Raw genomic sequence first — 21,127 nt, forward strand, 5'->3', positions numbered from 1 at the left:
CGGAGAGGAGACAGACATGGACGTCCCCGTGGCGCAGCGCGACCGCGCCGGACTGGAGTTCCTCGGCTCTCTGCAGCACCACACCGGAGGGGTCCTCCAGCCGGCGGCGGGCAGGCGCTACGCCGAACTCGTCGCCGACCCGCCGCCCGATCTGCCGGGACGGCGCCGCTCGGTGGCCGAGAACCTGGGCGAGCACGGCCCGTGGCTGCTCGACCGGCTGCTCACCCGCTACGTCGCGGAGGAGATCTACGTCCGGGCGATCCCCGCCGCCGAGCACGCCCGGGCCGGCATCGAGGAATGGCTGGACGTCCCCGCGGACGCCCCCGGCTCGCTGGCCCTGGACCCCTCGCTCGTCCCGCCCGCCTACTACCGCGAGGGCTTCCACCTCACCACCGGCGGCTGGGACGGGCACGACCTCATGGGCGTCGTCATCCACGACCTCGGCTACCGGTACGTGCTCATGCCGGGCGGCGTCGGCGCCGTCCGCGCGGGCGAGAACCTGATGGACCAGCGCACCCAGGTCGCCCTGGAGGCGCCGCGGCGCGACTACCGCCGGATCCTCGAGCCGGGCTGCGGCAACGGACGCTTCGCGTCGGTCCTGTCCAGGGAGTTCCCGGACGCCCGGTACGTCGGCGTCGAGCTGTCGCGGACGCAGCTGGAGTACGCGCGGGCGCGCTGCGTGCACGAGGGCGACGCGTGGGAGCTGGTCCAGGCGGCCGCCGAGGACACCGGGCTGCCGGATGCCTCGGTCGACCTGGTCGCGGTCTTCACGCTCTTCCACGAGACGCCGCCGAAGGCCACCGAGGCGATCCTCGCGGAGCTGTTCCGGGTGCTGGAGCCCGGCGGGGACCTGGTCATCGGCGACATCGCGCCGGTCGAGCGCAACGACGCCTTCCGGTCCGCCGTCCTGGACTGGGAGACCGACCACCGCGGCGAGCCGTTCATGCGGTCCTACCTGCAACTCGATCTGCCGGCCCTGGTGAAGCAGGCCGGTTTCGGCGACGTCGAGGCGTACGGCCTCGGCGCGGGCGACTACCCGTGGGTCGTGCGGGCCCGGAAGGAGCGGTGATGAGCGGCGACGGCGCGTACCTCGGGTCCGAACGGCTCGACGAGATCACCCGGATGCTCACCGAACTGGCGTCCGAGGTGTGGATCCTGCGGGACCGCACCCTCGTGCTGGAGCACCTGCTCCGCGAGCGCGGCCAGCTGGACGACGGCGCGGTCGACGCGCTGCGCCCGTCCGGCGAACTGCTCGAGCGGCTCGGCCGCGAGCGCGGCGACTTCGTCGGCCGCGTGTTCGGCGCCGTCCTCGACCCCGATACGCGGGTGGCCGCGGCCACCTCCCGGACCGGCCCCGCCGGCTGAGCCGGGCCCGCCGTCCGAACCACCCACCCACCCACCCGAACCGACCCGTCCGAACCACCCGCCCGAACCGACCCGCCCGCAGCGCTCCCGGCCGCCCCGGGCGGCGCCGTCCGGCCGGAAGGCCGCCGGCCGCCGCCGGGGGGGCGGCCCTCGCCCCGCACCACCCGCCCCACCTCACGCCCGCCGTCGCACCGCCACGCCGGGGGCCGATCGAACGATCATAAGGAGCAAGACAGTGGGCCAGAGTCCCGTGTTCAAGAACGGACCCGCGCTCGACCGCCGGAGCTTTCTGCGCGCGGGAATCGCCCTCGGCGGCGCGGTGGCGGGCGGCAGCCTGCTCGGCGCCTGCGGAGGCCCGGGATCCGGTTCGGGGAGCGCGCGCAAGGGCTTGACGATCGGCACGGTCGTCGTCGACGACACGCTGAACCCGATGCAGGAGCAGTACACGACCTTCCAGTTCAACGCGTTCGACGCGCTCGTCCGGCGGCTGCGCGGCGCCACCGAGGCGACGCCGCGGCTGGCGAGCGAGTGGACGCGCCGGAGCGACACCGTGTGGCGGTTCAGGCTCCGGTCGGGGGCCACGTTCCACAACGGCGCGCCCGTCACGGCCGACGACGTGGTGTTCAGCTTCACCGAGGTGCTCCGCGAGCAGTACCCGCTCGCCACCGTGATCTCCACGATCAAGGAGGTCCGCAAGGTGGACGCGACGACCGTCGAGATCGAGACCGGGAAGCCGGATCCGCTGCTGCTGAACCGCGTCGGCCAGATCTTCATCGTCCCGCAGAAGGAATGGACGCGGAAGGGGCCGGACGGGTTCGCCGCGGCGCCCGTCGGCTCGGGCCCGTTCACGATCACGAACTTCGCCGTCGACAGCGGCATCGAGTTCACCGCGTTCGACGGGTTCTGGGGCGACAAGCCGAAGTCGTCGCAGGTCACGCTGCGCTACTTCAGCGACCCGGGCGCGATGGCGTCGGCGCTGCAGGCCGGGCAGATCGACGCGGCGCAGAACCTCGGCGCCGAATCGATCAAGACGCTGGCGAACCGGGACGACCTGACGGTGGCCACCGACTTCAGCGGCAACCAGAACATGTTCCAGCTCAACACGACGAAGGCGCCCTTCGACGACGTCCGCGTGCGGCAGGCGGCGATCAAGGCCGTCGACGCGCGGGCGCTGATCGACACGATCACCTACGGCTCGGGCGTGCTGGAGGACGGGCAGCTCCCGGTGAAGGGCGTCTTCGGCCACACGCCCGACATCACCCGCCCCGCGTACGACCTGGACGGGGCCAAGAGCCTGCTGAGATCGGCCGGTGCGGAGGGCGCCGAGATCGAGATCTTCGGCATGTCCCTCTACAAGAAGCTGTACGAGGCGATCGGCGCCCAGCTCGAGCAGGCGGGCTTCCGCCCGAAGATCAACGCGGTGGAGGTGCCGATCTGGGTGAAGACGTTCCGCGCCGGCTCCGACGCCGACATCTTCTACCGGGGCGCGTCCTACACCGGCATCTTCGACGCCGACCGCCCGTACGCGCACGTCTCCTCCTCCAAGAAGCCGTTCGTCAAGGACGCCGAGTGGGACGCGCTGATGGAGGCGCAGAGCACCGAGCTGGACGAGGGCAGGCGCGAGCAGAAGCTGATCGACTGCGGGCGGCACCTGCTCGACGAGTCCTACGTCCTGTACACCTACGGCGCGCCCACGGTCGGCGGGCACCGCACGGGCGTCTCCGGCTTCGACAACCGCAACGGCCTGATGCTGCTGCTCGACGGCGTGACCAAGCAGGGAGGCTGACGTGCCGACCGCAGCGAACCCGCCGGCCGGCCCGCCCGTGCCGGACGGCATGAATCCCGCGGTCGTCCTGGCGCAGCGCGGCCGGGCGGAACTGGAGTTCCTCGCGGCGGCCCGCGCGTCGCTGGCGCCGCTGCGCGCCCGCGTCCGCGACCGGGTCGAGGCGTCCCCGGCGGCCGCCGGATGGGAGCGGGACGGCGCCGCCGACATCGCCCGCCTGCGCGCGGAAGTGGCGGCGGAACTGGACGGCATGCCCGAGCAGGCCGTCATCGGCGCCGCACTGCGCTGGGGCAGGCGGACGCTCACGCCGCGCGCCGAGGACGCCTTCGCCGAGCGGCGCGACGTCCTCACCGGCCTGGCCGCCGCGCCGGACCCCGGCGCGATCGCCGACCGCGGCGACGCGGCCGTCCCGCGCTACTGGAAGTACGAGTTCCACGGGACGCGCGGCGGATGGGACGGCCACGAGCACATGGGGTTCGTCCACCACGAGCTCGTCTACCGCCACCTGCTGGTGCCCGCGTACGGCGACATCTTCGCGCAGCGCGCGAAGGTCGCCGGCGCGGCGCCGCGGGACCGCTACCGGGCGATCTGCGATCTGGGCTGCGGGACGGGCCAGTACACGCTCAAGCTCGCCGAACGGTACCCGGACGCGCGGATCACCGGGGTGGACCTGTCGGCCGCGTCCCTGCGCTACGCCCAGCGGCGGGCCGCCGACCGGGGGCTGCGCTGGGACCTGCTGCGGGCCCCCGCCGAGGACACCGGCCTGCCCGCCGGCGGCCACGACCTGGTGACGTCCTTCATCCTGCTGCACGAGATGCCGCCGCACGCCGTCGCGAAGGCGTTCGCCGAGGCGCACCGGCTGCTGCGGCCGGGCGGCGACCTGGTGTTCTCCGACGTGGCCCCGTACCGGCGGCGCGGCGCCCACCAGGCCTGGCTGGACGACTGGGACGCCGAGCACGGGCACGAGCCGTGGTGGCGCCCCGCCGCGCAGGCCGACCTGGTGGCCGTGGCGGAGGCCGCCGGGTTCGGCGACGTCCGGCAGGTGGCGCTCGGACCCGGCTCCTACCCGTGGGTGACGATCGCCCGCAAGCCCGGCGCGGAGCACCTTCGGGAAGGCGGGGCGTCGTGATCGGCGGGTCGCGGTCCCGCGCGGCCGCCCCGGGCGCGGCCGCCGGCACCGCCGGCACCGCCGGGGCCGTCGCCACCGTCAAGGCGGCCGAGCGGCCCGCCCTGGGCATGCGGGACGTGTCGGTGTCGCTCCCCGCGGCGCGCGGCGAACTGCGGATCCTGCGCGGGGTGACGTTCACGGTCGGCCGCGGCGAGATCGTCGCGGTCGCGGGCGAGTCCGGTTCGGGCAAGTCCACCGCGATCCTGGCGGCGCTGCGGCTGCTGCCGCCCGGGGCCCGGGTGAGCGGTTCGATCGAGTGCGCGGGCGCGGACGTCCTCGGGATGCCCCGGCGCGAGCTGCGGCGGCTGCGGGCGCGCCGGGCCCGGATCATCTTCCAGGACCCGTGGCGGGCGCTGCATCCGATGAAGCGGATCGGCGCGCAGCTCGTCGAGTCGGCACGGACCGCCGACCCGGACCTGACGGCCGCCGACGCCCGCCGGCTCGCCGAGCGGACCCTCGAACGCGTCGGCATCCCCGCCGCCGCGGCGCGGATGCGCAGCCACCCGCACGAGATCTCCGGGGGGCAGGCGCAGCGGATCGTCATCGCGATGGCGCTGGTCGCCCGGCCGGACGTGCTGTTCTGCGACGAGCCGACGACCGCGCTGGACGTCACGACGCAGGCGCAGGTCCTGGAACTGCTGCGCGACCTCAACCGTGAACTCGGGATCTCCATCGTGATCGCCACGCACGACCTGGAGGTGATCGCCGACATCGCCGGCCGGATCGTCGTGATGTACGCGGGCCGGGTGATGGAGGAGGGGCCGACCGCGCGCGTCCTGGCCGAGCCCCGCCACCCCTACACCTACGCCCTGCTGCGCGCGGCGCCCGGCCTCGCCGGGGAGGGGCGGCTGCACGCCATCGCGGGCCGCCCGCCGGCACCGTCGGAGGAACCGCCCGGCTGCGCGTTCGCCGACCGCTGCCCGGCCGTCCACGACGCGTGCACGACCGTCCGTCCGGAGCCCAGGAGCATCCTGCCCGGACGCGTGGTGGCGTGCATCCGGGCGGAGGGCTACGAATCCGACCCGATGGGGGAGCGCCGGTGACCGCCGAGGAGAGCGTGGCCCGGGTCACCGGGCTCGTGAAGGACTACCGCGTGCCGGGCGGCCGGACGCTGCGCGCCGTGGACGGGGTGTCCCTGGCGGTCGGGCGCGGCGAGACGCTCGGCCTGGTCGGCGAGTCCGGCAGCGGGAAGTCGACGTTCGCGCGGATGCTGATCCGCCTGGAGCGGCCCACCGCCGGGACGATCGAGTTCGAGGGCGCCGACATCACCCGGGCGCGCGGAGCCGAGCTGCGCCGCCGGGTCCGGCGGCGGATGGCGATGGTCTTCCAGAGCTCCTCGACCTCGCTGAACCCGTACCAGCGGATCGGGGACGCCGTGGCCGAGCCGCTGCGCTCGCACCGGGTCGGGGACGGCGCGTCCCGCCGGGCGGCCGCGACCGCGATGATGGAACGCGTCGGGCTCGACCCGGCGTTCGCGGGCCGGTACCCGCACGAGCTGTCCGGCGGGCAGCGCCAGCGGGTCGGCATCGCGCGGGCGCTGATGCTCGACCCGTCCCTGATCGTCGCGGACGAGCCGACCGCCTCGCTGGACGTCTCCGTCCAGGCGCAGGTCGTCAACCTGCTGCAGGACCTGCAGCGCGACCTCGGGCTGTCGTACCTGTTCATCACGCACGACCTCGGGCTCGTCCGGCATCTCAGCCATCGCGTCGCCGTCATGTACCTGGGACGGCTGATGGAGGTCGGCGACACCGCGCGGGTGTTCGCCGAACCGGCCCACCCGTACTCGGCGACGCTGGTGTCGATGCGCCGGGACACCGAGCACCGGATCGTCCCGGCGGGGGAGATCCCGTCGCCGATCGACCGGCCCTCGGGCTGCGTGTTCCGGACCCGCTGCCCGATCGCGCGGGACCGCTGCGCCACCGAGGCCCCGCCGCTGGCGGAGATCGCGCCCGGACGCCGCGCGGCCTGCCACTTCCCCGGCGAGCTCGGTGTCGGCGGCGCCGACGTCCACGTCCACGCGCCGGCGGCGCCGCCGCTGGTCGCCCCGGCCCTCTCACAGAAAGGCGGTTGACCGTGCCCGGATTCGCCGCCGACCGTCCGGTCTACCTGGACGGCGCCGTGCCCCTCGACGGGCTGTTCAACGCACTGATGGAGGTCGCCTCCGAGGTGTGGGTGCTGCGCGACCGCTTCGCCGTCCTGGAGGAACTGCTGGACGAGCGCGGCGAGATCACCCGCGAGGACCTCGAGCTGCACCGGCCGGGTCCCGAGCTCCGCGAGCGCCTCGCCGCGGACCGGGCCCGGTTCCTGGAGCGGCTCATGGAGTCGGTGGCCGCCCGGTGATCGGCTACATCGTCCGGCGGCTGCTCCTGGTGGTCCTGGTGGCTTGCGGGGTGTCGACGTTCCTGTTCGCGCTGTCCAGGCTCGCGGGCGACCCGGCCGCGCTGCTGTCGCCGCCGGAGGCGTCCGACGAGGTGGTCGCGGCGACCCGCGAGCGGCTCGGGCTCGACGCGCCGATGATCACGCAGTACGCCGACGCGCTGCGCGGGGCGTTCACCCTCGACTTCGGGGAGTCGTTCGCGTTCGGCCGGCCCGCCGCGCAGATGGTGTTCGAGCGGATCGGCCTGAGCCTGTGGATCGTCGTGCCGTCGATCGTGCTGGCCGTCCTGCTGTCGTTCGGCGTCGGGGTCGTGGCGGCGCTGCGGCCGAGCCGGCCCAGCGGGCGGCTGATCATGGCCGTCACGTTCGTCACGGGCAGCGTCCCGTACTTCTGGCTGGCCCTGCTGCTCGTCCTGCTGTTCGCCGTGCGGCTCGGCTGGCTGCCCGCGACGGGCAGCACCGGGTACGCCAGCCTCGTCGTCCCCGTGACCGTCCTGACCGTCACCGCGATGTCGACGAGCGCGCGGATGGCGCGCGGGCAGCTGCTCGACTCGTTCGGCGAGGGCTACGTGCTGACGGCCCGCTCCAAGGGCGTCGCCCCGTGGCGGATCCTGCTGGGGCACGCCCTCCCCGGGGCGCTGCCTCCGATGCTGGCGTGGCTCGGCATCGAGTTCTCGTTCCTGTTCAGCGCGCTGCTCGTGCTGGAGCCGATCCTCGGTTACGAGGGGCTCGGCGCGCTGCTGGTCCGCGGCGTGACCAATCAGGACTTCCCGCTCGTGCAGGCCAGCGTGTTCTGCATGGCGATGCTGATCACCCTGGTCAACATCGGCGTGGACGTGATCGTCCGGCTGGTGGACCCCCGGCTGCGCACGAAGGCGGCGACATGAGCGTGCACCCGACCATCCGCAAGGGACCCGGCACCGGGGTCCGGCCCGGACGCGGCGCGCGCGGCGGCCCGCGGGGCGATTCGCGGGCCGCCGAGACGGCGCGGCGCGTCTGGGGGGACGCCACCGGGCGCTTCGCGATCGTCCTGCTCGCCCTGCTGGTCTTCGTGGCGGTGTTCGCGCCGCTGCTGGCACCGGCCGACCCGGCCGCCCAGAACCTGCAGGAGGCGAGCCGCGCCCCGTCCTGGGCGCACCCGCTCGGCACGGACCCGCTGGGCCGCGACGTCCTCAGCCGGCTGATGTACGGGCTGCGGCTCAGCCTGCTCGTCGGGGTGCTCACCGCCACGGCCTCCGCCGTGTTCGGGCTGCTGCTCGGCCTCGTCGCGGGCTACTACGAGAACACGGTCGGGATGGTGCTGATGCGCCTCGCCGACGTCCAGTTCGCGATCCCCTTCGTCGCGGTCGGCGTCGCGCTGGCGGCCGTCGTCGGCCCGGGCATCACCAAGATGATGATCATTCTGGCCGTCTGGGGCTGGGTGAACTACGCCCGGACGATCGCCGACTCGGTCGCGCGGGTCAGGAGGACGGAGTTCGTCACCGCCGCCCGCACCATGGGCACCCGCACCCCGGCGATCATGCTGCGGCACATCGCGCCGAGCGTCCTCGGCCCGGTGATCATCCTGTGGTCGACGAGCGCGGGCGTCCTCGTCCTGGTGGAGAGCGCGCTCAGCCTGCTGTCCCTCGGCGCGCAGCCGCCGCAGTTCTCGCTGGGCAGCATGCTGGCCGACTCCCGCGACACGCTCCAGCTCGCCTGGTGGGCGACGGTGGCCCCGGGCCTGGCGATCATGGCGATCGTGGTCGCGTTCAACCTGCTCGGCGACGCGCTGCGGGACGCCTTCAACCCGTCCGTCCGGACGAAGCACGATCCCGAACTCTGGTGAACGGGTCTTGCAAAGCGCGTTCCCGTTTGGCGAGAATATGATTCTGTCATGGGTAGCGCAGCGAGCACGGCTCCGGAGTTCCACCTCTTCCTCCCGCAACTGAGGATGACGGCGGACGCGATCGTCGAGCGCGCCCTGGCCGCGGAGGCCGCGGGTTTCGAGGGCATCGCCTTCATGGACCATCTCGCCCCGCCGATGGCCGGCGAGCACGACATGCTGGAGGCGATGACGATCGCGGGCTGGGTGCTCGCGCGCACGACGACGCTGACCGTCGGGCACCTGGTGCTGTGCGACGGGTTCCGCCACCCGGCCGTCCTCGCCCGCCAGGCCGCCACGCTCGACAGCGCCTCCGGCGGCCGGTTCGAGCTGGGCATCGGCTGGGGCTCGACCCCAGATGAACTGGAGACCTTCGGCGTCGGCCCCCGCGCGGCCCGCGACCGGGTCGCGCGGCTCGCCGAGTCGCTGGAGATCATGCGGGCGCTGTGGGCGGGCGAGACGGTCGACCACCGGGGCGAGCACTTCACCCTCACCGGCGCCCGCCAGCGGCCGGTGCCCGCGCGCCGGATCCCGATCACGATCGGCGGCACCGGGCCGCGGACCCTCGAACTCGTCCGCGCCCACGCCGACTGGTGGAACGTCCCGGTCAATCGGCTCGACCGGCGGGCGGAACTGCGCGACCGGGCCGGCGGGGCGCGCGTCTCCGTCCAGACGATGGTCGCGCCGGTGCCGGACGAGCGCGACCGCGCGGAGGTCACGGCCACCGCGCGGCGCCGCTTCGGGGCGGCGATGGGCGACGGGCTGGTCATCGGCACCGCGCCGGAGCTCGCGGCCCACTTCTCCGGGCTGCACGCCGACGGCGTCGACCGGTTCTACGTGTGGTTCGCCGACTTCGCGCCCGCCGAGACCCTGCGCCGGTTCGCCGCCGTCCTCGCCGAGGTGAAGTTAAATATCTAGATATATTGACACGTCTTTTAGGGTCGTGTTCAGTGAAGGAAGCCCTGATCGGACGGCATGTCGACCACGTTCCACGCCCCCGCCGAACCCGCCCGCGCACAGTCCGGCGCTCGCGCCGCGAGATGAGAGGAAGCCTCCATGGAGCTGGAGCTCTCGCCGGATCAGAAGCTGTTCCAGAAGTCGGCGAGGGGCCTGCTCGACAGGGAGCACTCGCTCGACCGCGTCCGCGCCCTGGAGGACGGCGACCCGCGCTGGAGCCGGGAGTGGTGGCGCAAGGGCGCGGAGCTCGGCTGGGCCGCGAGCATCGTCCCCGAGGACCTCGGCGGCGGCAGCGTATCCGGGGCGGGCGTGCGCGACCTGGCCCTGCTGGCGGAGGAGCTGGGCGCCGGGCTCGCCCCGGGGCCGCTGCTGCCGGTCAACGTCGTGCTCGCCGGGCTGGTCGAGGCGCACGGCGCCGGCCCCGACCACACGGGCGAGATCGAGGCGCTGGTGGCGGGCGAGTCCGTGGCGAGCTGGGCGGTGTACGAGCCGGGGCGGGAGTGGGCGCCCGCGGCCCCCGGGCTGACCGCGACACCGGCGCCGGGCGGGTTCGTGCTCGACGGCGTCAAGGACCGGGTCGAGGACGCCGGAGCGGCCGACCTGTTGCTCGTCACCGCCGGGACCGGCGAGGGCGTCGCGCAGTTCCTGGTGCCGGCGTCGGCGGCGGGCGTGTCGGTCGCCCCGCAGTGGTCGCTGGACCTGACGCGGTCGTTCGGCGAGGTCCGCTTCGCGGGCGTCGAGGTCACCGGGGACGCGCTGGTGGGCGCGCCCGGCGACGAGCGGATCATCGAGCGGCAGCTCCAGATCGCCGTCGTCGTGCAGTGCGCCGAACTGTGCGCCGTCCTGGACCGCGCGTTCGCGATGACGACGCAGTGGGCGTTCGACCGGTACTCCTTCGGCCGTCCGCTCGCGTCCTACCAGGCGCTCAAGCACCGGTTCGCCGACATGCGCACCTGGCTGGAGGCCTGCCACGGCGTCACCCAGGGCGCGGCGGCCGCCGTGCAGGACCGGGCCCCGGACGCCGCCGAGCTCGTCAGCGCGGCCAAGTCGTACGTGGGGGACCGCGCCCCGGTCGTCCTGCAGGACTGCGTGCAGCTCCACGGCGGCATCGGCGTGACCTGGGAGCACGACCTGCACCTGCTGCTGCGCCGGGCCGTGCTCGACCAGGCGCTGTACGGGACGCCGCGGGACCACCGGCTCCGGCTGGCCGACCTCGCTTCCCTCTGACACCCGAAAGCTGACCCGACCGAAGGCGGCGCGAGATGACCGAGAGCACGATCGAGAGCGTCGAGTCGTTCCGGCTGCGGGCACGGGCGTGGCTGGCGGAGAGCATGCCGCGCCGGGCGGACGAGGACCCGCCGCCGATGACCGACGACGACACCGCCGACTGGGAGCGGGCGCGCGAGCTGCAGCGCATGCTGCACGCGGGCGGCTTCGCCGGGATCTGCTTTCCGCGCGAGTACGGCGGGCTCGGGCTGACGCGCGCCCACCAGCAGGCGTTCACCGAGGAGAGCGACGGCTACGAGATGCCGCTGGTGCTCAACGTCCCGACGTTCGCGATCTGCGCCGCGACCCTGCTCGACGAGGGCAGCGAGGAGCAGAAGCGGGAGCGGATCGGGGCGGCGGTCCGGGGCGAGGAGGTGCTGTGCCAGTTCCTGTCCGAACCCCGCGGCGGGTCCGACCTGGCCGGGGTGACGACCCGGGCCGAGCGTGACGGGGACGGCTGGGTCCTCAACGGCGCGAAGACCTGGAGCACGTCGGCGTACGCGGCGGACTGGGGCCTGTGCCTGGCCCGCACCGACTGGGACGTGCCCAAGCACCGGGGGCTGACGATGTTCCTGGTCCACACCCGCGCGCCCGGCGTGACGATGAACCGGATCCGGATGGTCAACGGGGTCCGGGAGTTCTGCGAGGAGTTCTTCGACGACGTGCGGCTGCCGGCGTCGGCGGTCGTCGGCGAGGTGAACGGCGGCTGGGCGGTGGCGTCCCGGCAGATGTTCCACGAACGCAACGCCGTGGGCGGCGGGTCCCCCTACGTCAGCGGCCGGGGGCACCCCCGCACCGTGCCGAAGGTGACGCCGCTGGAGGTCCTGCGCGCGTCCGGCGGGTCGGCCGATCCGCGGATCCGCGAGATGGCGGGGGAGTACCTGGCCGCGCGGGCGGTGGAGCAGGCGACCACCGACCGGGTGTCGCGCGCGATCGGCACGGGCGTGCTGCCGCCGGCGGCGGCGTCCCTGCTGCGGCTCCTGCACGCCGAGGGCGCCCAGCTCAGCGACGACCTCGCGCTGGCGATCGCGGGCGCGAACGCCGCGACCGGCACCGGCGCCGAGCCGGGCGCGGGCGGCCGGGCCGCGATCGGCTACCTCATGCGGCAGAGCGCCAGCCTCGGCGGCGGCAGCACCGAGATGGCCCGCAACGTCATCAGCGAGCGGATGCTGGGCATGCCCCGCGAACCCGCACCCGACCACGACGTCCCCTTCAAGCAGGTCAGGCGCGGCCGCTGACCGACCGCACGCGGGCACCGCCGGTCGCGCGCCTCCGGCGGGCCAGGAAGCCGAGGTACCGAGCCGTGATCGAACCGATGGAGGGCGTCCGCGTCCTCGAGGTCGCCCAGTTCACGTACGTGCCGTCCGCCGGCGCCGTCCTCGCGGACTGGGGCGCCGACGTGATCAAGGTCGAGCACGCGGAGCGGGGCGACGCGCAGCGCGGGATCGTCAAGGTGTTCAGCCAGAACGTCGGGTCGGAGGGCTCGACGTTCTCCCCGATGATGGACGGCCCGAACCGCGGCAAGCGCAGCATCGGGCTGGCGCTGGAGAAGCCGGGGGCGGAGCGGGTCCTGCACGAGCTGATCCGCTCGAGCGACGTGTTCCTCACCAACTTCCTGCCGGGCGCCAGGACGAGGCTGGGCATCGACCTCGACGACGTCCGGGCCGTCAACCCGGACATCATCTACGCCGTCGGCACCGGCTTCGCGCACAGCGGCCCGGAGGCGGACAAGGGCGGGTACGACAGCACCGCCTACTGGGCGCGTGGCGCCAGCGGCGACTCCGCCACCCCGCCCGGTGCGGGCCACCTGACCCAGCAGCCGGTCGGCGCCTACGGCGACAACATCGGTGGCATGACGATCGCGGGCGGGATCGCGGCGGCGCTGTTCGCCCGCTCGCGGACCGGGGTCGCCCCGACGGTGGACATCTCGCTGCTCGGCGTGGGCGCGTGGGCCACCCAGATGAACGTGAACCTGGCGCTGCTGGCGGGCGGGCCGCTGCCGAAGCGGTCCCCGCTGGAGTCGCGGGCGAGCAACCCGCTGACCGGCCTGTACGAGACGTCCGACGGCCGGTGGCTGTCGCTGTCGATGCTGCAGCCGGGCCGGTACTGGCCGGAGTTCGCCGCGCGGATCGGCCGTCCCGAGCTGGCCGCCGACGAGCGGTTCGACGGCGCGGAGAAACTGATGGCCAACGCCGCCGAGGCGGCGCAGATCATCGCCGCGGCCATCGCGGGCCGGACCAAGGACGAGTGGGTCGAGGCGTTCGCGGGCATGGAGGGCCAGTGGGCGGTGGCCCAGAACACCTACGAGCTGGGCAACGACCCGTCGCTGCGGGCGATCGGCCAGATCGCCGAGGTGGTCGACGCCGAGGGCGTGCCGCGCGAGCTCGTGGCCAGTCCCGTCCAGTTCGACCGGGAGGCGCCGCGGCTGAGCCGCGGGCCGCTGTTCGCCGAGCACACCGACGAGATCTGCGCCGAACTCGGCATCGGTGCCGACGAACTCATCGACCTCAAGATCGCGGGAGCGGTGACATGAGCGAGGACGCGACAACCCCGGGCGGATCCCTGCGGGCCGGTTTCGTCGGGCTCGGAAGCCAGGGCGCGCCGATGGCCCGCCGGATCGTCGACGCGGGCGTCCCCACCACGCTGTGGGCGCGGCGCCCCGCCACCCTGGAACCCTTCGCCGGCACCGCGGCGGTCACGGCCGCCTCGGCCGCCGAGGTGGGCGCCGCCAGCGACCTCGCGTGCGTCTGCGTGGTGGACGACGCCGGGGTCCGGGAGGTCGTCGCCGGACCGGACGGGCTGCTCGCGGGCATGCGCCCCGGGACCGTCATCGCGGTGCACAGCACCGTGCACCCGGACACCTGCGGCGACCTCGCCGGGCAGGCGGCCGGGCGGGGCGTCGCGCTGCTGGACGCCCCGGTGAGCGGGGGCGGCCCGGCGGCCGCGGAGGGCCGCCTGCTCGTCATGGTCGGCGGCGACGCGGAGACCGCCGAACGGGCCCGGCCCGTCCTGGAGACCTTCGGCGACCCGGTGGTGCACCTGGGGCCGGTCGGCGCCGGCCAGCGCGCGAAGCTCCTCAACAACCTGCTGTTCACGGCCCACCTCGGTGTCGCGGAGAGCGCCTACGCGCTGGCCCGGCGGATGGACGTCGACCCCGAGCGGCTCGCGACCGTCCTCGCCAAGGGCTCCGGCAACAGCTTCGGGGCGAGCGTCGTGGGGCGGCCGGACTTCACGCTGCGCGCGATGGGCGAGCTCGCCGGCGCGCTGCTGCACAAGGACGTCGGCCTCGTCGCCGACCTGGCCGAACCCGCCGCCGGGGCCGGCGCCGAGCCGTCCGCCGTCCTCGCCGCCGCCGACGCCGCACTGAGATCGATGGGACGTCCCCGCTGACCCTTCCGTGCCCACCCCTCTCGACCAGGAGGTTCGCAGTGGCCGGTCTCGATGAACGGATGCTCATCGGTGGTGAGCTGATGGCCGCCGCCGGCGGTCGCACCTTCGGGAACGTGAACCCCGCGACCGAGGAGGTGATCGGCGCGGTCCCCGATGCGGGGATCGCGGACATGGAACGGGCCGTGGGCGCGGCGCGGCGAGGCGGCGATCGGCTACTTCGACCTGGACTTCCTCGAGGTCAAACCATCTCGTTCCCCGCCGCCCGCTGACCGCCACCGGCGCGCGGTCCCACCGTCATGACGCCCCACCCCCTGGAGAAGGCAGCCATGAGCAAGGAAGAGACCCACCACGAACCGACCCACCACGAGCCGACCCACCACGGGCCGACCCACCACGGGCCGACAGGCCCGCAGGAGACGGACGCGGAAGAGCACGGTGCCGCCGGCCGCGACAGGCACGTCATCAGCCTGGACCGGCATTCGCCGCGCTACCGCCTCGAGTTCGAGGAACTCGCGACCGAGTTCCACGCGAAGTGCCCGGTCGCCTGGAACGACACCCACGGCGGCTACTGGTTCGCCAGCGGCGGCCAGGAGCTGTTCGACCTCGCACGCCGGGCCGACCTGCTGTCCAACGACAACGACATCGCCGGGACCAGGCGCGGCTACCAGGGCATCAGCATCCCGCCGCCGGGCGGCGAGCGCCGCTTCCGCGGCGGGTTCCTGGAGATGGACCCGCCGGAGCAGCGCGAGTACCGGCAGGCGCTCAACCCCTACCTGTCGCCCGCCGCGATCGCGCGCTGGAAGCCGGTGATCGAGGAGCTGACCCGGGCCTGCCTGGACGAGCGGATCGAGTCCGGGCGCATCGACTTCGTCGACGACCTCGCCAACGTCGTGCCCGCGGTCATCACCATGGCGCTGCTCGGCATGCCGCTGGAGGACTGGGCGGTGTACTGCGAGCCCGTCCACGCCGGGGTCTACACACCGGTGGACTCGCCCGACTATCCGCGGGTGCGGGACCTCCAGTGGCGCATGGGCATGCACATGATGGAGACCGTCACCGACATCAAAGCGCAGCCCCGTCCCGGTCTGGTGAACGAGCTGCTCACCGTCGAGATCGGCGGTGAGCGGCCGGACGACATGGAGGTCCTGGGCGTCCTGATGCTGCTCATCGGGGGCGGGTTCGACACCACGACGGCGCTGACGGCGCACGCGCTGGAATGGCTGTCGCACAACCCCGGCGAGCGGGAGCGGCTGAGCCGCGAACGGGACGCGCTGCTGCACAGCGCCACCGAGGAGTTCCTGCGGTTCTTCACCCCCGCCCAGGGCGACGGGCGGACGGTCTCCCAGGACTGCACGGTCAACGGCACCGAGTTCAAGGAGGGCGACCGGCTCTGGCTGTCGTGGGCGATGGCCAACCGCGACGGGAACGTCTTCGAGGAGCCGCACACGGTCCGTCTCGACCGCACCGGCAACCGGCATAACAGCTTCGGGCTCGGCATCCACCGGTGCATCGGATCGAACCTCGCGCGGGTCGTCTTCAAGATCATGCTGACCGCGGTGCTGGACCGCATGCCCGACTTCGCGTGCGTCGCGGGCGGCGCCGTCCACTACGACTCCACCGGCGTCATCAACGGGATGAAGCACCTGCCCGCGACCTTCACCCCCGGCGAGCGTCGGGGCGCCGGGCTCGACGAGACCATCGCGCGGATGCAGCGCGTCTGTGACGAGCAGCGCCTCGCCGAACCCGTCACCGCCCGCAGGTCACGAGCGGACCTCGATGGGTGAACGCGACGGGGTGAACCGGTGCGGCCGCCGGCCGCCCCGTCCGGCACGGCGGCCCGCCCGCGGCTCGGTACCATCGGGGCGGGCAGCGGGCCGGATGGAGGATACGTGGCGGACGGCAGGCGGAACGGGGACCGGATCCGCGAGAAGCCGCACCGGATCGCCGACGAGCTGCGCGTCCTGATCGCGTCGGGCGAGCTGGGCGAGGGCGACGCGCTCGGCCGCGAGGCCGAGCTGGTCGAGCGGTTCGGGGTGTCGCGGCCGTCGCTGCGCGAGGCGCTGCGCATCCTCGAGGCCGAGGGGCTCGTCACGGTCGTGCGCGGGGTCCGGGGCGGCGTCGTCGTGCACGAGCCGCACGAGCGGATGGCGGCCCGGACGGCCGCGCACGTCCTGCAGGCCGACGGGGTCCCGCTCGCCGACGTGTTCGAGGCCCGCGCGCAGCTCGAGCCGCTGGCGGCCCGGGTGGTGGCGGCGAGCCCCGGCCACGCGTCCGCGGCGGCCGAGCTGCGCCCGCTGGTGGCGCGGCAGCGCGCGTGCCTCGACGACCCGGAGCGGTTCCACCTGGCCAGTGCCGTGTTCCACGAGCGGCTGGTGGCGCTGGCCGGAAACCGGACCCTGAGCATCGTGGCCGAGATGATCACCGAGCTGCTGTTCCGCACGGTCACCGCCGTCGGCGACGGCGGGCGGGCCGTGGGCTCGCCGTCGGCCCGCCGCCGCGGCCTCCGGGCGCAGGAGCGGCTCATCGCGCTGCTGGAGGAGGGCGACGCGGACGGCGCCGAGCGCCACTGGCGGGCGTACATGCAGGGAGTGAAGCGGCTGATCCTCGGCCACACGGGCACGACCGTCGTGGAGGTGGAGCACCATTACCCGGCGGGCGGCGCGATGTGATCGAAAGACGAACCGGCCGGTCGGCGTGGGATGGTTCAGGCGGGGTCGGCGAGCGGGCCGAGGGCCGTGCTCGGGGAAGCCCGCCGCAGCGACCGTGGTGTGCGCGGGCATTGAAAATATTTAGATGTATCTCGTACTGTGAGGCGGTCGCCGGAACCCCGCCGGCGGACGTGAGGAGTCCGTGCATGGCTCAGCGCAGCACGATCACCCCCCGGTGCGCCGGGCCCGCTCCGGCCGTCCGCCCGCGGTCGGAGCCGGGCACGGGGGACGGCCGATGACCGCGGCTTTCCGCCCCGCGCGCTGCGCGGCGCGCTCCGGCGGACCGGCCGCGTTCCGCGAGATCCGCCGCCCGCCGCGCCCCCGTCTCGTCGTGATCGCGCCCGTCCAGGCCGAGGCGGTGCGGTTCGCGGGCGGGTGGCTGTTCGACCGGGCCATGGCCGGCTGGGACGTCACGGTCTACAGCGCCGACCGCGCCGCGGCACGCCCGCTGCGCATCCTCGGGGCCCGCGCCGGGCGGCTGGAGACCCTGCCGGTGGCGCTGCGGCGCGGACCGGCGGCGCGGAGCATCGCGGTCCACGCGGATCTGCTCGGGACGCACGCGCCGGTCCGCCGCCTCGTGCTCGACGCGCTGCGGGAGGGGGTGGTGGAGGCCAGGTTCTGGGGCGGGGAGACCCCGGCGGGCTCCGGCCGCCCGGCCATCTCGCCCGTTCTGCGGATCTCCCTCGGCCACCGGCTGAGCGCCGCGGCGCGCGCCTTCAAGGCGCAGGCGCTCAGCGCGGCGTCCATCCCGGACGGCGTGGTGGAGCCGACCGAGACCTTCTGGACCGTGCGGCCGCCGTGCGGATGCGATCGTCCGTGAGATCCGCCCACCCCCGTCCACCGATCCCGGACGGGCCCGCACCGGCCTCCGGGCGCCGGGGTCAGAACACGGTTCCCACGTCGCGGGCGACGATCCCGTCGGTCGCGCGTTCGGCGACGGCGGCGATCGTCATGGAGGGGTTGCAGGCGGCCGCGGTGCCGGGCAGCAGCGCGCCGTCCAGCACGTAGAGCCCGCGGTGGCCGCGCACCCGTCCGTCGAGATCGCAGACCGTGCCCATGGAGGCGCCGCCGAGCGGATGCCAGGTGGAGGGGTAGGCGGCGGTGGTGTCGATCAGGAAGGACGAACTTCCGGTGATCTTGGTGACGCGTTCGTGGATGCGCTGGTAGAGGGCGTTGTCGGCGTCCTTGGGCCAGTGCAGGACGGCGTCGTCCTTGGCCGCGTCGTAGACGAAGCGGCCGCGGCCCTCGCTGACGCCGTACCCGACGATCATGGTGGAGCGGAGGTTGCCGACGGGCGGGATGGACGCCTGGATGACGGTGTTGGCCGAGGCGGGATCGTCCCAGTCCAGGCTCCCGTACACGACCGGTCCGCCCTGCGGCGCGCCGAAGTCGTCCTCCCAGTTGGTCCAGGTGTAGATGCGGTCGCCGTTGGAACCCCAGCCGGTGCCGAGGCCGTCGGGCATGTCGGGGATCCGGCCCTTGGCCGCCGCGCGCATCAGCAGCCGGGTGGTGCCCGCCGTTCCCGCCGCCATCACCAGCGCCGCCGTGGTGATGATCTTCTTCTCCAGGACGGTCCCGTCGGTGGCGATCCGGTCGACGAACACCCGCCAGCGGCCGTCCGGGGCCATCGCAACGTCGGTGACGTTGTGCCGGGTGGCGACGGTGACCAGACCGGTGGCCTGCGCCGCGGCGATGTAGGTCACGTCCACCGAGTGCTTGCCGCCGTTGTTGACGCCGAGCGAGCAGTCGCCGTTGGTGTAGGACGGCTTCATCTCCCCGTCGAGCTCGCGCAGGGCGAAGTCCCAGTCGATCGGCATGGGGATCTTCGAGACGGGCTCGCCCGCCCGCTCGGCGTACTCGGCGAAGATCCGCGCGGGCTTGTAGGTGGGGGAGGCGACCAGCTCGTCCGGGGCGGTCTCGAGACGCAGCATGCGTTCGACGCGGCGGTAGTGGTCACGGTCCATCCGCGCGTAGTCGAGCCGCTCGGGCAGGGTGGCGTTGAACACGGCCTCGGAGGGCTGCAGGGTCATGCCCTGGTAGACCAGCGAGCCGCCGCCGACGCCCGCGGCGACGACCATGTCCATGCCGTTCCCGGGCACCTGCTCCAGCAGCCCGGTGTAGGGAGCGAACAGCTCGGGCGTGTACCCGAGCACCGAGGGGGAGCCGAGCCAGAAGATCCGCTTGTCCGGGGAGGTGGCGTGCGGGAACGTCTCGGCGTTGGGCCCGGTGGGCCACCGGATCCCCCGTTCCAGCAAGAGGCACCGCACCCCGGCCTGCGCGAACCGCAGCGCCGCGACGCCCCCGCCGAACCCGGACCCGATGATCACCGCCCGCTGCTCCTCCCGCGTCACCGGGACGCGGCGGCGGGCGGCGGCGTGGGCGCGGGGCGCCCCGGCGACGGCCAGTCCCGCGCTCGCGGCGGCACCGGCGAGCAGCGAGCGGCGGCTCAGCTCGGACATGGGAACTCCAATCGATCGGCCGGCCTGCGGAGAAGGGACGGCGTGCCGTTCACGGTAAGAGGATCATTTTTGATTCGAAAGAGGATCATTCTCAAAATCTGGTAGGAAGATTTATAGCGTCGGTGATAGACGGCGCCGACTCGATCATGGCCGTCGCCGGAGTGGTGCCCGCGGCGGGAGAGGAGGGGGTGGGATCGGTGCGGAGCGAGCCCGTTACCTGCATTGATGGCCGGCGATCGGAGTGCGGTACGACAGTGCCGCCTTGACCGCGCGTCAGGGCTCTGCTAAGCAAGTGCACAGCACATTTGACCCGGTGCTCGGCGCGGGAGAGTCCAGGGTCGAATATCGGCTTCGGGTACCACGACGCCGCCGTGCGCGCGGCCGAAGGAGAGTGGCCATGCTGCCGATCAGGCCTGTAATCGCACCTCAAAGCCCCGAGCGTGAGAACGGCGCCCGCGCCGCCCGGCCGCCGGTGATTCCCGCCGAACTCGCGGACGTGCTCCGGCCCGGGCTGCCGCGGCTGGCGCGGGAGCTCGTGGACGAGGTCCGGCGGTGCGTGCCCGCGTTCGACGAGCCGCTGCGCGGGGAACCCGGTACGGCGATCCGCAGGTGCGTCGAGCGGTGCCTCGGCCGGTTCGTCGACCGCATCGCCGACCCGTCCGTCCGGAACTCCCCCGACGCCGAGATACTGCGGGCATTGGGCCGCAGCGAGTTCCACGAGGGACGCAGCATGGAATCCCTGCAGGCCGCCTACCGGATCGGGGTCGGGACGATCCGGCGGCGCTTCACCGCCGACGGGCTGGCGGCCGGGTTCTCGCCGGAGACCATGTGCGCGCTGGCCGAGGCGATGTTCGCCCATCTCAACGAGCTCGTCTCGTATTCCGCGCAGGGGTATTCGGAACAGGCGGCTCGCCGCAACGGGACGTCACCGCGACCACGGCGGCGGCTGCTGGAGCTGCTGACCGCCCCCGGCCGTACCTCCGAGGCCGCCGTCCGGCGCCTGGCCGCCGAAACGCAGTGGCGGTTGCCGTCCGATGCCGCGTGCGTCGCCCTCGACATCCCCGCCACGGACGTCCGGCCGTTCTCGTTCGGCGTCGCGTCCGACGTCCTGATGGACCTGGAAAGCCCCTATCCCTTCCTGCTCGTCCCCGACGCCGACGGCCCGGGACGGCAGCGGATGCTCGATCGCGCGCTGGGCTCCGTCACGTTCGCCGTGGGCCCGACCCTCGCCCTGCCCCAGGCGGCGCTGTCGCTGCGCCTGGCGCGGCAGACGCTCGGCCTGGTCCAGCGCGGCATCATCCCCCGCGATCCGCCGCCGCGCGGCGCGGACCACCTGTCCACCCTGCTGCTGTTCAGCGACGAGGACATCATGTCCCTGATGATCCAGCGCACCTACGCGCGCACCGAGGAACTGCGGGTGCACAATCGCGGGCAGCTTCCCGAGACCCTGCTCACCCTTCTGACCACCGGCGGGAGCGCGCCCGAGATCAGCGCGCGGCTCAACGTGCACCCGCAGACCGTGCGCAACCGGATGAACAAGATCGAGGAGCTCTTCGGCGACCGGGTCCGCGATCCCCGCTGGCGCTTCGAGATGCAGATCATCCTGCGTTCGCAAGCCCTCCTGGAGCGGGAGGCGTGAGCCGCCGCGTCCGGGACGTCCGGCGCGTCCCGGGGCCGGCATCACTCATGGGGCGCTCCTCCCGGCCCTATATGGAGAGGTGGAGCCCGGTGCCGTCGTCCACCTTCGGCTAACCGGACGAAGTCGTCTGCTTAATATTCGACGTCCGTGGATTG

General features: G+C 73.7%; 19 protein-coding genes. 18 read left to right on the forward strand and 1 reads right to left on the reverse strand.

Annotated features, from left to right (window positions below; translation table 11 throughout):
- The first annotated feature begins 16 nt into the window (after positions 1 to 16).
- From F7P10_RS38740 to F7P10_RS38820, 17 genes are all read left to right on the forward strand, one after another.
- Positions 17 to 1,069, forward strand: a complete 1,053-nt coding sequence (locus F7P10_RS38740) for a class I SAM-dependent methyltransferase (protein WP_151016984.1) — start codon at positions 17 to 19, stop codon at positions 1,067 to 1,069.
- Positions 1,069 to 1,365 carry a hypothetical protein gene (locus F7P10_RS38745; RefSeq protein WP_151016985.1) on the forward strand — a complete coding sequence of 99 codons (297 nt, stop codon included), beginning with the start codon at positions 1,069 to 1,071 and terminating at the stop codon, positions 1,363 to 1,365. The genes F7P10_RS38740 and F7P10_RS38745 overlap by 1 nt, the downstream gene beginning before the upstream one ends.
- A gap of 235 nt (positions 1,366 to 1,600) precedes the next feature.
- Entirely contained in the window at positions 1,601 to 3,151 is a 1,551-nt protein-coding gene (locus tag F7P10_RS38750; RefSeq protein ID WP_151016986.1) for an ABC transporter substrate-binding protein, read from the forward strand.
- A 1-nt stretch (position 3,152) separates the two neighbouring features.
- Entirely contained in the window at positions 3,153 to 4,277 is a 1,125-nt protein-coding gene (locus F7P10_RS38755) for a class I SAM-dependent methyltransferase (RefSeq protein WP_151016987.1), read from the forward strand.
- Complete coding sequence (locus F7P10_RS38760) at positions 4,274 to 5,359, forward strand: ABC transporter ATP-binding protein (RefSeq protein ID WP_151016988.1); 1,086 nt, start codon at positions 4,274 to 4,276, stop codon at positions 5,357 to 5,359. Before F7P10_RS38755 ends, F7P10_RS38760 begins: the two co-directional genes overlap by 4 nt.
- Positions 5,356 to 6,387 carry an ABC transporter ATP-binding protein gene (locus F7P10_RS38765; RefSeq protein WP_151016989.1) on the forward strand — a complete coding sequence of 344 codons (1,032 nt, stop codon included), beginning with the start codon at positions 5,356 to 5,358 and terminating at the stop codon, positions 6,385 to 6,387. The genes F7P10_RS38760 and F7P10_RS38765 overlap by 4 nt, the downstream gene beginning before the upstream one ends.
- Positions 6,384 to 6,656: a hypothetical protein gene (locus F7P10_RS38770; RefSeq protein ID WP_218040266.1), complete on the forward strand. Its 273-nt coding sequence runs from the start codon at positions 6,384 to 6,386 to the stop codon at positions 6,654 to 6,656. The genes F7P10_RS38765 and F7P10_RS38770 overlap by 4 nt, the downstream gene beginning before the upstream one ends.
- Entirely contained in the window at positions 6,653 to 7,579 is a 927-nt protein-coding gene (locus F7P10_RS38775) for an ABC transporter permease (protein WP_151016991.1), read from the forward strand. The genes F7P10_RS38770 and F7P10_RS38775 overlap by 4 nt, the downstream gene beginning before the upstream one ends.
- Positions 7,576 to 8,517, forward strand: coding sequence for an ABC transporter permease (locus tag F7P10_RS38780; RefSeq protein ID WP_151016992.1), 942 nt, complete (start codon positions 7,576 to 7,578; stop codon positions 8,515 to 8,517). The genes F7P10_RS38775 and F7P10_RS38780 overlap by 4 nt, the downstream gene beginning before the upstream one ends.
- Before the next feature lie 48 nt (positions 8,518 to 8,565).
- Positions 8,566 to 9,471, forward strand: a complete 906-nt coding sequence (locus F7P10_RS38785) for an LLM class flavin-dependent oxidoreductase (protein ID WP_151016993.1) — start codon at positions 8,566 to 8,568, stop codon at positions 9,469 to 9,471.
- 138 nt (positions 9,472 to 9,609) lie between these two features.
- Positions 9,610 to 10,737 (forward strand): acyl-CoA dehydrogenase family protein, encoded by a 1,128-nt coding sequence (locus tag F7P10_RS38790; RefSeq protein WP_151016994.1) that lies wholly within the window; start codon positions 9,610 to 9,612, stop codon positions 10,735 to 10,737.
- Between the two features lie 35 nt (positions 10,738 to 10,772).
- The gene (locus F7P10_RS38795; protein ID WP_151016995.1) at positions 10,773 to 12,014 is read left to right on the forward strand and encodes an acyl-CoA dehydrogenase family protein; all 1,242 of its coding nucleotides are present in this window, start codon (positions 10,773 to 10,775) and stop codon (positions 12,012 to 12,014) included.
- A 65-nt stretch (positions 12,015 to 12,079) separates the two neighbouring features.
- Positions 12,080 to 13,309 carry a CaiB/BaiF CoA-transferase family protein gene (locus F7P10_RS38800; protein ID WP_218040267.1) on the forward strand — a complete coding sequence of 410 codons (1,230 nt, stop codon included), beginning with the start codon at positions 12,080 to 12,082 and terminating at the stop codon, positions 13,307 to 13,309.
- Positions 13,306 to 14,166 carry an NAD(P)-dependent oxidoreductase gene (locus F7P10_RS38805; RefSeq protein WP_218040268.1) on the forward strand — a complete coding sequence of 287 codons (861 nt, stop codon included), beginning with the start codon at positions 13,306 to 13,308 and terminating at the stop codon, positions 14,164 to 14,166. Before F7P10_RS38800 ends, F7P10_RS38805 begins: the two co-directional genes overlap by 4 nt.
- Before the next feature lie 326 nt (positions 14,167 to 14,492).
- Positions 14,493 to 15,950: a cytochrome P450 gene (locus F7P10_RS38810; protein WP_151016996.1), complete on the forward strand. Its 1,458-nt coding sequence runs from the start codon at positions 14,493 to 14,495 to the stop codon at positions 15,948 to 15,950.
- A gap of 105 nt (positions 15,951 to 16,055) precedes the next feature.
- Positions 16,056 to 16,835 (forward strand): FadR/GntR family transcriptional regulator, encoded by a 780-nt coding sequence (locus tag F7P10_RS38815; RefSeq protein WP_151016997.1) that lies wholly within the window; start codon positions 16,056 to 16,058, stop codon positions 16,833 to 16,835.
- 274 nt (positions 16,836 to 17,109) lie between these two features.
- Positions 17,110 to 17,694, forward strand: a complete 585-nt coding sequence (locus F7P10_RS38820; RefSeq protein WP_218040269.1) for a hypothetical protein — start codon at positions 17,110 to 17,112, stop codon at positions 17,692 to 17,694.
- 61 nt (positions 17,695 to 17,755) lie between these two features.
- Here the strand turns inward: F7P10_RS38820 and F7P10_RS38825 are convergent, their stop codons facing one another.
- Positions 17,756 to 19,333, reverse strand: coding sequence for a GMC oxidoreductase (locus F7P10_RS38825; RefSeq protein WP_151016998.1), 1,578 nt, complete (start codon positions 19,331 to 19,333; stop codon positions 17,756 to 17,758).
- Between the two features lie 496 nt (positions 19,334 to 19,829).
- On the opposite strand from F7P10_RS38825, the gene F7P10_RS38830 reads away from it, so the two are divergent.
- Positions 19,830 to 20,972: a helix-turn-helix domain-containing protein gene (locus F7P10_RS38830; RefSeq protein ID WP_176611823.1), complete on the forward strand. Its 1,143-nt coding sequence runs from the start codon at positions 19,830 to 19,832 to the stop codon at positions 20,970 to 20,972.
- The last annotated feature ends 155 nt before the right edge of the window (positions 20,973 to 21,127 follow it).

This window comes from Actinomadura sp. WMMB 499, from assembly GCF_008824145.1.
Classification (GTDB): domain Bacteria; phylum Actinomycetota; class Actinomycetes; order Streptosporangiales; family Streptosporangiaceae; genus Spirillospora.

What these genes read in the sequence shown, in the direction of transcription:
- F7P10_RS38740 (WP_151016984.1), top strand. Translation starts at nt 17, where the DNA reads ATGGACGTCCCCGTGGCGCAGCGCGACCGCGCCGGACTGGAGTTCCTC.
- F7P10_RS38745 (WP_151016985.1), top strand. Translation starts at nt 1,069, where the DNA reads ATGAGCGGCGACGGCGCGTACCTCGGGTCCGAACGGCTCGACGAGATC.
- F7P10_RS38780 (WP_151016992.1), top strand. Translation starts at nt 7,576, where the DNA reads ATGAGCGTGCACCCGACCATCCGCAAGGGACCCGGCACCGGGGTCCGG.
- F7P10_RS38785 (WP_151016993.1), top strand. Translation starts at nt 8,566, where the DNA reads ATGGGTAGCGCAGCGAGCACGGCTCCGGAGTTCCACCTCTTCCTCCCG.
- F7P10_RS38790 (WP_151016994.1), top strand. Translation starts at nt 9,610, where the DNA reads ATGGAGCTGGAGCTCTCGCCGGATCAGAAGCTGTTCCAGAAGTCGGCG.
- F7P10_RS38795 (WP_151016995.1), top strand. Translation starts at nt 10,773, where the DNA reads ATGACCGAGAGCACGATCGAGAGCGTCGAGTCGTTCCGGCTGCGGGCA.
- F7P10_RS38805 (WP_218040268.1), top strand. Translation starts at nt 13,306, where the DNA reads ATGAGCGAGGACGCGACAACCCCGGGCGGATCCCTGCGGGCCGGTTTC.
- F7P10_RS38810 (WP_151016996.1), top strand. Translation starts at nt 14,493, where the DNA reads ATGAGCAAGGAAGAGACCCACCACGAACCGACCCACCACGAGCCGACC.
- F7P10_RS38820 (WP_218040269.1), top strand. Translation starts at nt 17,110, where the DNA reads ATGACCGCGGCTTTCCGCCCCGCGCGCTGCGCGGCGCGCTCCGGCGGA.
- F7P10_RS38825 (WP_151016998.1), bottom strand. Translation starts at nt 19,333, where the DNA reads ATGTCCGAGCTGAGCCGCCGCTCGCTGCTCGCCGGTGCCGCCGCGAGC.